Genomic DNA, 11,542 nt, shown 5'->3' on the forward strand with positions numbered 1-11,542 from the left:
CGCGGGGAGAGGTTTAAAGCATCGGTGCCGCGGCCGTCGAGTCAATGAGTTCGACTCGCCTCGATCGCCTCCTCCGGCGCCTGAGTCCAGGCGCGATCACTCGGAGCTACCTCGCCAAGTTCGCGGTCGTCGTGATCCTCGTCGTCCTGGCCATCGGCGCCGTCGGCGCGGTCACCTACGCGGAGACGACGGACCGCCTGGAGGCCAACGCCCAACAGGACTACACCGCGGTCGCTGAGCTGAGCGCCACGGAGATCGACGTGTGGACCAGCGATCACCGCTCGATCGCCAGAGAGACGGCCGACAGCGACGCCTTCGGGTTCACGAGAGAGCCCGAAGAGGTGGAGAGCTATCTCACCTCGCAGCTCTCGTGGCAGCCCGACGAGATCGTCGCCTTCCACTACGTCAACCGGCAGGAAGGCACGCTGATCGCCTCGACCGACCACGAGCGCGGCACCGCGATCACCGAGAAGAACTGGCTCAACGACGGTCTCCTGATCGGCGAGGACACCTACACGTCGCCGACGTACGAGGTGGACGACGAGCGGCACGTCTCGTACGTCGCGTACACGCCGCGGCGCAACTACTTCGTCATGGAGGTGTCGCTCGCGTCGATCGTCGGAGACCTCCGGCAGCCGACCGACGGCTCGTTCACCACTATCGTCCAGTCCGACGGCGTGATCGGGGCCAGCGACCGCGAGGGGACCGTGGCCGAACCGTACGCCGACGAGGTGCGGGACGCGATGATCTCCGGCTCCGCGGTCGGTCACGTGTCGTCGGCGACCTTCGAGTTCACCGACGACGCCGAGTACTTCGTCGCGTACGCACCGGTCCCCTCGGAGGACTGGTACGTCGCCGTCCACGTCCCCCTCGCGGAGGCGTACGCGCTCTCCGGGATGATCGGCCGGAACCTGCTGCTTATCGTCGGCGTCGCGGTCGTCGGGCTCGGTCTGTTGGGCGCGACGCTCGGCCGCGGCACCGTCGCGGAGCTGAACCGACTCACTCGGAAGGCGCGGGCGCTGGAGAGCGGCGACCTCGACGTCGGATTCGACACCGAGCGCCGCGACGAGTTCGGCGACCTCTACGGCGCGTTCTCGACGATGCGCGACTCGCTCGGCGAACAGATCGAGTCGGCCGAGACGCAGAAGCGGCGGGCCGAGGACGCCAAGGCCGAGAGCGAGGCGTTCGCGGAGCGGCTGGAGTCGCGCGCGGCGGCGTTCGGCGCGACGATGGACGATTGCGCCGACGGCGACCTCACCGCCCGACTCGACGTCGAGCCCGACGATCCGGACGCGCTCGCCGACATCGCCGACGGGTTCAACGACGCGATGGACGAGCTGGAGGGGGCCATCGCGGAGGTGGACGCCTTCGCCGGGCAGGTCGCGGCCCGGAGCGAGGCGGTCACCGACGGCGCGGACGAGGTCGCCGCCGCGGGCCGGGAGACGAGCGACGCGGTCGACGAGATCTCGGCCGGCGCGGAGCGACAGAGTCGGCGGCTCTCGGAGGTCGCCGGCGAGATGGAGGACATGTCCGCCACGGTCGAGGAGGTCGCCGCCTCCGCCGATCAGGTCGCGACCACCTCCAGAGAGGCGAACGCGGTCACCGAGGAGGGCCGCGAGGCCACGGCCGCGGCGGTCGCGGAGCTGCACGACGTCGAGGAGCGCTCGGAGTCGGCGACCGAGACGATCGAGCGCCTCGAAGCGGAGATGGCGGAGGTGGACGCGATCGTCGAGACGATCTCGGAGATCGCCGACCAGACGAACCTGCTGGCGCTGAACGCGTCGATCGAGGCGGCGCGGGCGGGCGAGGCGGGCTCCGGCTTCGCCGTCGTCGCCGAGGAGGTGAAGGCGCTCGCGGAGGAGACGCAGTCGTCCGCGGCCGAGGTCGAGGCGCTGATCGACGGGCTCCGCGAGCGCACCGACGAGAGCGTCGCGGAGATGTCGCGGATCCGCGAGGGGGTCGACGCCGGCGTCGACACGGTCGAGACCGCGGACGACGCCCTGAGCGAGGTCGCGACGCGGGTGGCCGAGGCCGACGACGGCGTCCAGGAGATCTCCGGCGCGATGGACGCGCAGGCGTCGTCGGTCAACGAGGTCACCGGTGCCGTCGACGACTTGGCCGGCGTCAGCCAGCAGACGACCGCTGAGGCGACCACGGTCGCGTCGACCGCCGAGGAGCAGGCCGCAACGCTCGGCGACGTCTCCGAGCAGGCCCACGCGCTCACCGAGCGCGCCCGGGACCTGCGCCGGATGACCGAGGGGTTCGAGGTGGACGGCGAGCGCGACGTCGGCGACGGGAAGACCGATCTCGGCGTATTCGACGACAGCGACCGCGACGCCGACAGCGACCGCGACGCCGACACCGACTTCGACTTCGGGATGACCGATTCCGGCCAGTCGGTGAGCGCCGACGGAGGGACGGACGAGGCGAGGGAGCCGGGGCTCGTTGACGGATCGTTGAACGCGAACGCAGAAGAGTAATCGCGCCGGTTACCGCGACGCTCGGCTCACGGCTCAGTCGGCCACGGTCTCGTGGCCGGCCTCCGCGTCGTCCGCGAGCGGCGTCGCGATCTTGTACGCCGCGTAGAGGCCGAGCACCGCGATGCCGGCCAGCACGACGCCCGTCCGAATCTGCGGCGAGATCAGCGGCGTCGCCACGACCTCGCCCGCCTCGTTAGTGATCGGGACGGGGCTGTAGGGCGCGCCGGCGAGGATCTCGACGATCCCCATGCCGACGAGTCCGAGCAGCATCAGTCCCGCGCTCAGCGCCATCGCCGCCTTATCGATGATGTCAGTCATTGGGTGTCACCTCTTAACCGAGCAGGTAGCGGAGTTTCGGGTGTTGCTTGACGACGTCGAGCTTCTCGATGAGCGCGTCGAGGCCGTAGTAGCGCCCGGCCGACAGCATGATCACGGTGATGAACAGCAGCAGCCCCATGAAGTCGCTGTTGACCAGCCCGTGACCGAAGCCGGCGTTGCCGACCCAGAACAGGACCATGAAGATGACCCCGCCGAAGGCGGCCAGCCGAGTGAACGCGCCCGCTATCAGCGCCAGCCCGATCAGCGTCTCGAACAGGGGCACGCCCGGCTCGATGAGCCACGCGAGGTTGCTCCCCATCCAGACGGGGATGCCGCCCAACACGGTGTCGGTCATTTCCTGCATGTACATCGGGCCGTAGGTGTATGACAGCCCGTCCTCGATGAGTTTCGTGACGCCGGCGTGGAAGAACCACCATCCGGTCACCACGCGTAGGAAGGCGATCCAGTACGCCGCCCACGGACCGTCAAGCGCGAACTCGACCTCGTCGACCAGTGGATTTCCTGATTGGTATGACATCGTGCTCACCTCACGGATGTACGTTGAGTGGAAGCCCGTATATTCCCCCAACCGGCTTCTAACTCCCTGAAAAGCGTTCTAAGCGTACGGGAACGGCCCGCGATATTGTGGTGTTTTAAGTACTATCTGCCGCTCGGAACCACATCGGGCCCCGAGATATCCGTCCGGCGTCGGGAACACGGAACGTTTATTGGATTCGTTCGGCCTACGTCTACACGCGTCAGCGACGGACGCACCCACGCGCGCCGGTGGTCTAGTGGTAGGACCTGAGCCTTCCAAGCTCATGGCCCGGGTTCAAATCCCGGCCGGCGCATTTCTCGAACGAAGTGAGAGAAATCGCCGAGAGGGATTTGAACCCTGGAAGTCGCAGCCCGCGCAGCGAACGAAGTGAGCGAGCAGGACCGTCTTCCTCTGGTTCATAATCCCGGCCGGCGCACTCCCTTCGGTCGTGCGCCGCCCGTACCCTCGCTCGCTCACGCTGTTCGCTCGCGAGGGTCCCGGCCGGCGCATTTCTCGAACGAAGTGAGAGAAATCGCCGAAAGGGGTTTGAACCCTATCAGTCGGGGTTGCTTCGCTCGGTACCGATCGCATCGCCGTCAGGACCTGGACCCGCTTCACGACGTTCGTGAATCGTATACTCGCCCGCCGGGACGGAAACGCGATAGGCCGACCGGCACTCGCTGGTCGCCGAATCGTCCGTCTTGTCCACCCAGTACACGTCCCATCGACAGGACTCGCGCGAGAACGTGATGACGGAAAACCCCCAGTGGGAGCCGTCGGAGAGCGCGAACTCCGGGAGGAATCCGGTAGCGGACAGGTAGTCGGCCGCCCGCGACGTCGACACGCTCCTGACGAGCCACGAGACGAACCGTCCGAACTCGCGTCCCAGTCCGACCCGCTGCCCGATCTCGGTGGCTCTTTCGCGGGGATTGACGCTCGTCACGCTCGGCGTCATGAACTCGACGCCGACCGGCGTGTCGCCCTGCCGTTCGTTCCGGAGGCGAGCGGCCAGCGTCATGTGCATGTCCCCGGTCAGCGTCACGACGTTCGTGTCACCCCGTTCTCGGACCGCGGTGAGGGTGTCGACGATCTCCCGTCGTTCGGACTCGAACCCGCTCCAGGCGTCTTCCCAGAAGATGAACCCCTTGCCCAGGAAGTAGAGTCGTTTGAACAGCACCGCGTTGGCCCACGCCGTCCACACCGTCTCGCTCTCGCGGAAGGTCTCGCGCAGCCACCCGCGCTGGGCCTCCCCGAGCATCGTCCGCGAGGTGTCCGGCTCGGACCACGGGTCGAGCAGCTCCGCCGGCCACGACCGCGGTTCGCTTCTGAAAAGCCGCTCGTCCGTCAGCGCGAGCGTGACGAGGTCGCCGAACCGCAGGCTCCGATACAGGTCGAACGACTCGTGAAGGCGGTCCGCGCTCGGGTCGTACTCGATGCGTCCGGGGACGAACTCCCACCACGCTTGGATCCCGACGGCGGTGAGGTACCGCGTGAACTCCGGGACGTCGCCGCACGGGTGGTCGGGGAACACCGGTGCGCCGGCGTCGTAGTCCCAGTACCGGTCGTTGGCGATGGCGTGATCGTCCCACGTCTGAATCACGGTGTGGCGCTCGTGAAGTCGCTGGAGGTGGCGATCGGTCTTGTACGTCTCGTAGATGCGCCGGAAGTCGTCGAGACTCATCGGGCGCGTGCCGCTGTCCGGGAGCTCGATCCGTCGGTCCGGGTACGGGCCACCGACGCCCCCCGGGTCGCCCTCGGCGACGTGTTCGTAGATGTAGTCGCCGAGATGCAACACGAAGTCGACGTCCGTCTCCGCGAGCCGCGCCATCGCGCCGAAGTAGCCGTTCTGGTAGTCCTGACAGTTCAGCACTCCGAACCGAACTGATTCGGGTTCGCCGTCCTCGGCCGGCAGCGTCCGACACCGACCGGTGTTGCTCCGCACTCCGCGGTAGACGAACCGGTAGTAATAGACCGAGTCCGCGTCGACGGCGTCGTGATCGAGGTCGACGCGAACGGTGTAGTTGTCGGGCGGTTTGACCCCCGGGCCGTCGAACTCGAATACCCTGGGGTCGTCTTCGAAAGACGGGTCAGTCGCGACCTCGAGGCACAGCGATTCCGACGGGTCGTATCGCTCGGGATTGATTCGAGTCCAGAGGATGACCGACTCCGGGGTCGGACCACCGCTGGCTACCGACTGGGGGAACACGTCGGCGGGTTCGGCCTCCGTCAGACCGCCGTCGTCCTCGGGTGTGCTATCGAGTTCGGTGAGCTCGGCCGCCCTGACGGGCTGCCGAATCGTGACGTTCGACATATCGTGTTGTGAGCCGGTCTGGTTGCTCGTCCGCTGACACTAACACTTGTTACCAATAACCTCATATCATTAATTTGTAACCCCTCTTCACAATCGCTGGCCACGGTTCTACGACACTGGGCCGCACGTCGATACGAGTCGAAGCAGCGTCCATCCGCAGCATACCACCGGCTACCGCCGATGGTCGCTTCGTCAATTCATTCATGTTTTCGAGAAGAACTTTGTTATGTTATTACGTAACATGTTAGCATATGGCAACCTATACTGAGGGGAACGGCGCGACCGAGAGCGAGGAGAGCGGACCAGTCGATCAGGACGTCGAAGAGGCGGGCAAACTGAGTAAGGTCGAGGCGTACGCGAACACGTGGTACAGTGTATCCGTCGGACAAGCGATCGTCGTGAGCGGCGTCTTCCTCACGCTTTCGGCCGTCACTGCCTCAATAGAGAGCCTGAACCTGATCGCGGAGGGTGTCGGCGTTCCGTTCGACGTGTACCTGTACGGATTCTTCGGAGCGATGGCCAGGTCCCTCCTCGCTTTCGTCACCGACGTCGACCCGGACACGGACGACGTGGCGTACGTTCACCGGTCGTGGATCCAAGTCGTGCGCTTGGGACTCCGTCCGGTTGGGGCGCTCTGTCTGGCCGCGGGGATCTATCTCGCTCACGGCGCGGTGGACGACGCACTCTCCTTTACTCTCGCTTCACCGGACGCGATATTCGCCGGGCTCGCTTTCGTTGCGGGCTTCTACGTGGAGCGCGTTTATCAGGTCCTCGGGACGGTCGCCAAACAGATGCTTAGCTTGACCGAGGAAAGCAACGGCGAGTCGGCAGCGACAACGGACGATGAACCGTTCAGTATCCTCCCTGCGGGAAGACGACCCGACGAACCCCGTTGGTACCGCGACCGTCGAAGTCTCCTGTTGTTCGGACTCGGACTGGTGCTGCTCGCTATCGGCGTCGTCACATCGCTCGGCGAGAACGTACTCCCGTTCGTGGGGCCGGTCGCGGAGCCGGTTCCGTCGTACGTCTACCTGTACGCGTTGCTGGGGTCGCTGGGCTACCTCTTCACGACGCTGTTCAGAGAGTTCGACAGGAGTCTCCTCTCCCTCCTGCAGAATGGCATCCGCGTGCCCGCGGCGCTGTTGCTGGCAGCGGGTCTCTACATGTTCTCGTTCCTCTTCACCGACAGCGCTACGACTGCCACCGGACTCATTTCCGGCCTCGCGTTCTTAGTCGGACTCTACGTGAACGTGGCGCTCGTCACCTTGGATACGATCGCTTCGCGGGTGTTGTCGAAATTCAGCGACGAGTCGACGTGAGCGCCGGGTACGGCGAGCGTCATCGACATCCGGGGAAAGTGAGGGTGAACTACACGGTCGGCGACCTCTCGCGCTGACGACAGCCCGCGGCGGTCCGCGTACACGGGTCGGGTGACCGCCTCATCCGACCCCCGTGGCGCTTAATGCGTTCGGATTTCCGGGCCCCGTAACGGACGCACCCTCGCTGCTGTCGACCCGACGAACCGAGCGGGCTCGCCGCTCTCGGACGCGTCAGGACGCTCGTCTTGCGCGCGGGCGCATATCTCTCGATCGATTCCCTCGCATCGTCTCGAGGGACGACGCCGTCGAACCGCTCACTCGCCGGTCGCCCGTCGAGTTTCCGCGACGTAGACGCCTCCACCGAGCGCGGCGGCGAGCCCGACGACGGCGTAGTGGTAGCGAAACGCGAGTCGGAGCGACCGCTGCGACAGGGTAAAGCCGCCGAAAGCGGCCGCGGCGAGCCGGTCGCCGACCGCCGGGACGGCCAGCAACGCTTCGAGCGTCCGCTGACCCGTGTAGAACGCGAGCTGATTCCACGGGAGCAACAGCCCGGACACGACGTACACCGCGACGAGCGGCGCCGCCAGCAGGCCACCGATCGCGTAGATCGGTCTGTACGCGAGGCCGAGCCCCACGGCGAGCGGCACCGTCAGGGCCGCGGCGACCGCGAGGATCACTCGAACCGCCTCTACCGTTCCGCCGGACGCCGGGACCAGCAGGAGCAGCACGTCGAGACACAGGATCGCGCCGACGAGTCCGGCGAGCGACCGCCCCGCCCACCGGAGGGAACCGCTGCGCTCGGAGGACCACTGCATGTCTCGATGTCGGACCGCGATCGGCCTATACGTTGTGTTCCGCGACCCGCCGGTGTCTACGCGACCTGCCGATGTCTACGCGACCTGCCGATGTCTACGCGACCCGCTCAGTCAGTCCTGAAGATCCGATAGGCGCTCCCGAGCCCGAGGAGGAGCCACGCGGCCCCGAACAGCCGCCGCCCGTCGACTAGGGCGACGCCGCCGATGACGAACCACCCGGCGGCGATCAGCACCCAGAGGGTCTGTTCCGTGGAGAGCAGCGGCCCGGACAGCGGGGAGGTGGCGCTCATCACTTCCGCGTTGGACCCTCCCGGACAAGAGTTTGATCCCGTCGACGGCCGCCGGACGAGAGCCGCTCAGACGCGCGGTCAGGCGGCATTCGAGCGGGGTAGAGGCCCGCCGACCGCGCGTCGACCCGGCGCCGCTCGGGCGCGGATCACAGACTCGCTCCGCCGTCGACCCAGACCGTCTCGCCGGTCACGTAGCTCGCCCCCTCGGAGGCGAGGTAGAGGTACGCGTCACGCAGGTCCGCGGGCGTGCCGGCGCGGGACGGGAGGCCGCCGAATCCGTCGATGTCGCGCGCCTCGTCGGCCCAGCCCTCCCGGATCTCGGTGGCGATCGGCCCCGGCGCGACCGCGTTCACCCTGATCCCGTAGCCGTCGAGTTCGAGCGCCGCGCTTCGGGTGAGCATCTGTATGCCGCCCTTCGTCGCCGCGTAGTGCGAGTGATCGCGCTCCGCGCGCTCGGCCGTCGTCGACGACGTGTTCACGATCGTTCCCTCGGCGCCGCGATTGATCATGTCCCGTGCCGCCAGTTGCGTGCCGAAGAACGCGCCCTTGAGATTGACGCCGTGGACGAAATCGAAGTCTTCCGGGGTGACGTCGAGGAACTCGCGGCTGCGGTGGACGCCGGCGTTGTTCACCATCACGTCGACCCCGCCGAACTCGCGGGCCGCCTCGATCACCGTCTCGATCTGGGCGGGGTCGGAGACGTCGGTCTCGACGAACGTCGCGATCCCGCCGCGCTCCTCGATGGCCTCGTGCGTCGGCGTCTCGGCGCCGACGTCCTTCGGATCCTTCCGGACGTCGGCGTTGATCACGGTCGCGCCCGCGTCGCCGAACGCGGTCGCGACCGCGCGGCCGATGCCGCTCGATCCGCCCGTGACCACGACCGTCTCGTCGGCGAAGTCCGCGTCGATAGTTCCCATACTGGCCGTCCGGTGCTGCGGATCAAAAAGGATCGGTATCGCGGGATCCCGAGCGACGACTCTTCACGGGAACCTCCGAGGAGCCACGGGAGCCTCGGGGACCTCCGGGGAGCCCCGGTCGCCCCCGGGGATCCCCGGCCGAACCGACTCAGTCGTCGTCGGCCGCGGTCGCCTCGGGCTCGACCTCGCGGCCCGGGTCCTCGCGCGGGCCGCCGGCGTGTCCCTCGTGGGCGACCGCGGTCGCCATGAGGTCGGGGGAGATGGCGGGTACCTCGTCGGCGTCGACGGGGCCGTCGCGGGCGATCTCCTCCGTCGAGCGCGGGAACTCGCGGAGCTCCTTGTGGAGCGCGATCCCGGCCTTCGCGCCCTGTCCCATCGCGACGGGGACCTGATTGTGACCGGGCGTCACGTCGCCGACCGCGTAGACGCCGTCGACGCTCGTGCGCCCGTGGTCGTCGACGTCGACCTCGACGCCATCCGTGAGGTCACAGCCGAGTCCCTCCGCGAGCGCGGTGTTGTAGTCGGAGCCGTACATCGGGAAGCCGCCGCGGTACTCGCGGCGGGTCCCGTCCTCGAACTCCATCGCCTCCAGCCAGCCGGAGTCGGGGTCGTTCTCGACGCCGGCGACGTCCTCGTGGACGACGTCAACCGGGTGGGCCTCCAGTCGGGCCGCCGTCTCCTCGCTCCACGTCGGCTCCGCGCCGCGGGTCAGGAGGTCCACGTCGTCGGTCACGTTCAGCATGATCATCGCGACGTGGGCCGCCGCCTCGCCGTGGCCCATCACGTACACCGGCTCGTCGACGAACATGTACGCGTCGCAGTGGAGACACCAGTGGAGCCCCTTCGCGTTCCGCGGGAGCGGCGGGTCGGGGCGCTCGTCGGAGAACCCGGTCGCGAGGACGACGCGGTCCGCGACGATCTCGGCGTCGCTCGTCGTCAGCCGGAAGCGGCCGTCGTCGGTCTCGACCGCATCGGTGACGAAGCCGCGCTCGAAGGTGCCGCCGTACGACTGGACCTGCTCGCGGCCGGTCGCGAGGAGTTCGTTGCCGGAGGTCTCCTCGGTGATCCCGATCACGTTGTGGGTGTCCGCCATCATCGCCGCGCGGCCGCCGCCCCTGTCGATGAGCACCGTCTCGTGGCCCAGTCGGGCCCCGTACAGCGCGGTCGTCAGCCCGGCCGGCCCGCCGCCGACCACAGCGATCTCGTACTCGTCGTCGGACGAACTCATTACCGGTAGTAGGCGACGCGTCGGTTTAAATGGCGTCGTGCTGTGCGCGGTCCGCGGCCAGCCCGGTAGGCATCGCTTACCCGGTTCGAGTCGCCCGAATACGCGGGACCCCCGGAAGCTTATTATGGTCCGTCGCCTCCGGTGTGCCAGTGCCATCGCGACTCGCCGCCGCTCTCGTCCTCCTCGCCGTCGGAGTCGCCGCCGACGTGGCGTCCACGTACGTCGCGATCGGCGGCGGCCAGTACGTCGAGGGCTCCCCGGTCGGCGCCGCCCTCATCGCCGCCTTCGGACTCGTTCCCGGGATGCTCCTCACCAAGGCCGCGGGGATGGTCGTCATCGGGATCCCCGTCGCGGTCGCGGGCGGGACCCGGCGGCTCGTCGCGACGCTGATGTGCGCCGGCGTCGGTCTCCTCTCGCTCGCGACCGCCGCGCGGAACGTCCTGCTCCTCGTCGGGCTCTGGCCGTGACGCGGGGCGATCCCTCCGGGGCGGCCGGCCCGTCCGGACCTCACTTCCCCTGATACAGTCGCTCGGCGGTGCGCTCCGGGAGCCCGGCGTCGGCGATCGCCTCGCTCACGCGGTCGACGTCGTACGGGACCCGTTCGAGCGTGACGTCGTCCGTCGCCGCGTCAAGCACGGCGTACCCGGCGGCCGGGTCGCCGTCGCGCGGCTGGCCGACGCTGCCGGGATTGACGACGACGCCGCCGGCGACCGACCGCTTCCCCTGCACGTGCGTGTGCCCGAGGACGATCCCGTCGTAGTCGCCCATGTGGCGGTCCAGGTTCGGGAACTCCTCGGGGTAGACGTAGGCGTCCTCGCGCTCGGCCGCCGGGTGCGAGTGGACCAGCAGGTACCGCCCGCCCGCGAACGTCTCGGCGCGCGGGAGCCCGTCGAGCCACGCGAGCTGGTCGTCGGAGAGCGTCGCTTTCGCGTGTTCGAGCCCGGCCTCGGCCATGCGGTTCGCGCGGTACCGCTCCGGGGACTCGACGGTGCGGTCGTGGTTCCCCCTGACCGTCTTCGAGGCGACTTCGCGCACGCGCTCGACGCACTCGGCCGGCCACGGGTTGTACCCGATCACGTCGCCGGCGCAGACGATCCGGTCGACCGCGGGCATGTCGTCGAGGACCGCTTCGAGCGCCGGGAGGTTCGCGTGGATGTCCGAGATGAGCCCCACCTTCATCGAGTCGACGTACGGGAGCGACGCCCGAATAGGTTCGGCCGATACGGGGCGTGAGGAGGTGTCAAGCGAGAGAGCGTCGGAGACGTCGTTCGGTTATAAATTGTCGACGACGGGTCGACGGTGAACGCCTCCGAAGCCCCAGCCGCT

Annotated in this window: 11 protein-coding genes and 1 tRNA gene; 4 read left to right on the plus strand and 8 right to left on the minus strand. The window is 68.0% G+C overall.

Features of this window, described 5'->3' with window-relative positions; genetic code table 11:
* Nucleotides 1-44: 44 nt before the first annotated feature.
* The gene (locus tag DJ74_RS08265; RefSeq protein ID WP_094526942.1) at nt 45-2,480 is read left to right on the plus strand and encodes a methyl-accepting chemotaxis protein; all 2,436 of its coding nucleotides are present in this window, start codon (nt 45-47) and stop codon (nt 2,478-2,480) included.
* 33 nt (nt 2,481-2,513) lie between these two features.
* On the opposite strand, the gene DJ74_RS08270 is transcribed toward DJ74_RS08265, so the two are convergent.
* Both DJ74_RS08270 and DJ74_RS08275 read right to left on the minus strand, forming a co-directional pair.
* Nucleotides 2,514-2,798 (minus strand): hypothetical protein, encoded by a 285-nt coding sequence (locus DJ74_RS08270; RefSeq protein WP_094523871.1) that lies wholly within the window; start codon nt 2,796-2,798, stop codon nt 2,514-2,516.
* Nucleotides 2,799-2,811: 13 nt separating this feature from the next.
* Nucleotides 2,812-3,336 (minus strand): DoxX family protein, encoded by a 525-nt coding sequence (locus DJ74_RS08275; RefSeq protein ID WP_094523870.1) that lies wholly within the window; start codon nt 3,334-3,336, stop codon nt 2,812-2,814.
* A gap of 242 nt (nt 3,337-3,578) precedes the next feature.
* On the opposite strand from DJ74_RS08275, the gene DJ74_RS08280 reads away from it, so the two are divergent.
* A tRNA-Gly gene (locus DJ74_RS08280) sits at nt 3,579-3,649 on the plus strand.
* Between the two features lie 243 nt (nt 3,650-3,892).
* Here DJ74_RS08280 and DJ74_RS08285 read toward each other — a convergent pair.
* Nucleotides 3,893-5,647 carry an alkaline phosphatase gene (locus DJ74_RS08285; protein ID WP_094526943.1) on the minus strand — a complete coding sequence of 585 codons (1,755 nt, stop codon included), beginning with the start codon at nt 5,645-5,647 and terminating at the stop codon, nt 3,893-3,895.
* A 251-nt stretch (nt 5,648-5,898) separates the two neighbouring features.
* On the opposite strand from DJ74_RS08285, the gene DJ74_RS08290 reads away from it, so the two are divergent.
* Nucleotides 5,899-6,966, plus strand: a complete 1,068-nt coding sequence (locus DJ74_RS08290) for a hypothetical protein (protein ID WP_094526944.1) — start codon at nt 5,899-5,901, stop codon at nt 6,964-6,966.
* Nucleotides 6,967-7,280: 314 nt separating this feature from the next.
* Here the strand turns inward: DJ74_RS08290 and DJ74_RS08295 are convergent, their stop codons facing one another.
* The 4 genes from DJ74_RS08295 to DJ74_RS08310 form a co-directional block, all read right to left on the minus strand.
* Nucleotides 7,281-7,781, minus strand: a complete 501-nt coding sequence (locus DJ74_RS08295; RefSeq protein ID WP_094526945.1) for a hypothetical protein — start codon at nt 7,779-7,781, stop codon at nt 7,281-7,283.
* A 107-nt stretch (nt 7,782-7,888) separates the two neighbouring features.
* Entirely contained in the window at nt 7,889-8,071 is a 183-nt protein-coding gene (locus DJ74_RS08300; protein ID WP_094526946.1) for a hypothetical protein, read from the minus strand.
* 146 nt (nt 8,072-8,217) lie between these two features.
* The gene (locus tag DJ74_RS08305; RefSeq protein WP_094526947.1) at nt 8,218-8,988 is read right to left on the minus strand and encodes an SDR family NAD(P)-dependent oxidoreductase; all 771 of its coding nucleotides are present in this window, start codon (nt 8,986-8,988) and stop codon (nt 8,218-8,220) included.
* Between the two features lie 148 nt (nt 8,989-9,136).
* Nucleotides 9,137-10,216, minus strand: a complete 1,080-nt coding sequence (locus DJ74_RS08310; RefSeq protein ID WP_094526948.1) for an NAD(P)/FAD-dependent oxidoreductase — start codon at nt 10,214-10,216, stop codon at nt 9,137-9,139.
* 149 nt (nt 10,217-10,365) lie between these two features.
* Here DJ74_RS08310 and DJ74_RS08315 point away from each other — a divergent pair, with 149 nt between their 5' ends.
* Nucleotides 10,366-10,683: a hypothetical protein gene (locus tag DJ74_RS08315; RefSeq protein ID WP_094523863.1), complete on the plus strand. Its 318-nt coding sequence runs from the start codon at nt 10,366-10,368 to the stop codon at nt 10,681-10,683.
* A gap of 40 nt (nt 10,684-10,723) precedes the next feature.
* Here the strand turns inward: DJ74_RS08315 and DJ74_RS08320 are convergent, their stop codons facing one another.
* On the minus strand, nt 10,724-11,395 hold the full coding sequence (locus DJ74_RS08320; RefSeq protein ID WP_094526949.1) for a metallophosphoesterase: 672 nt from the start codon (nt 11,393-11,395) through the stop codon (nt 10,724-10,726).
* Nucleotides 11,396-11,542: the final 147 nt, after the last annotated feature.

Source organism: Halorubrum sp. Ea8 (genome assembly GCF_002252925.1).
GTDB lineage: Archaea > Halobacteriota > Halobacteria > Halobacteriales > Haloferacaceae > Halorubrum.

What these genes read in the sequence shown, in the direction of transcription:
- DJ74_RS08300 (WP_094526946.1), bottom strand. Translation starts at nt 8,071, where the DNA reads ATGAGCGCCACCTCCCCGCTGTCCGGGCCGCTGCTCTCCACGGAACAG.
- DJ74_RS08285 (WP_094526943.1), bottom strand. Translation starts at nt 5,647, where the DNA reads ATGTCGAACGTCACGATTCGGCAGCCCGTCAGGGCGGCCGAGCTCACC.
- DJ74_RS08320 (WP_094526949.1), bottom strand. Translation starts at nt 11,395, where the DNA reads ATGAAGGTGGGGCTCATCTCGGACATCCACGCGAACCTCCCGGCGCTC.
- DJ74_RS08275 (WP_094523870.1), bottom strand. Translation starts at nt 3,336, where the DNA reads ATGTCATACCAATCAGGAAATCCACTGGTCGACGAGGTCGAGTTCGCG.
- DJ74_RS08265 (WP_094526942.1), top strand. Translation starts at nt 45, where the DNA reads ATGAGTTCGACTCGCCTCGATCGCCTCCTCCGGCGCCTGAGTCCAGGC.
- DJ74_RS08295 (WP_094526945.1), bottom strand. Translation starts at nt 7,781, where the DNA reads ATGCAGTGGTCCTCCGAGCGCAGCGGTTCCCTCCGGTGGGCGGGGCGG.
- DJ74_RS08270 (WP_094523871.1), bottom strand. Translation starts at nt 2,798, where the DNA reads ATGACTGACATCATCGATAAGGCGGCGATGGCGCTGAGCGCGGGACTG.
- DJ74_RS08290 (WP_094526944.1), top strand. Translation starts at nt 5,899, where the DNA reads ATGGCAACCTATACTGAGGGGAACGGCGCGACCGAGAGCGAGGAGAGC.
- DJ74_RS08310 (WP_094526948.1), bottom strand. Translation starts at nt 10,216, where the DNA reads ATGAGTTCGTCCGACGACGAGTACGAGATCGCTGTGGTCGGCGGCGGG.
- DJ74_RS08305 (WP_094526947.1), bottom strand. Translation starts at nt 8,988, where the DNA reads ATGGGAACTATCGACGCGGACTTCGCCGACGAGACGGTCGTGGTCACG.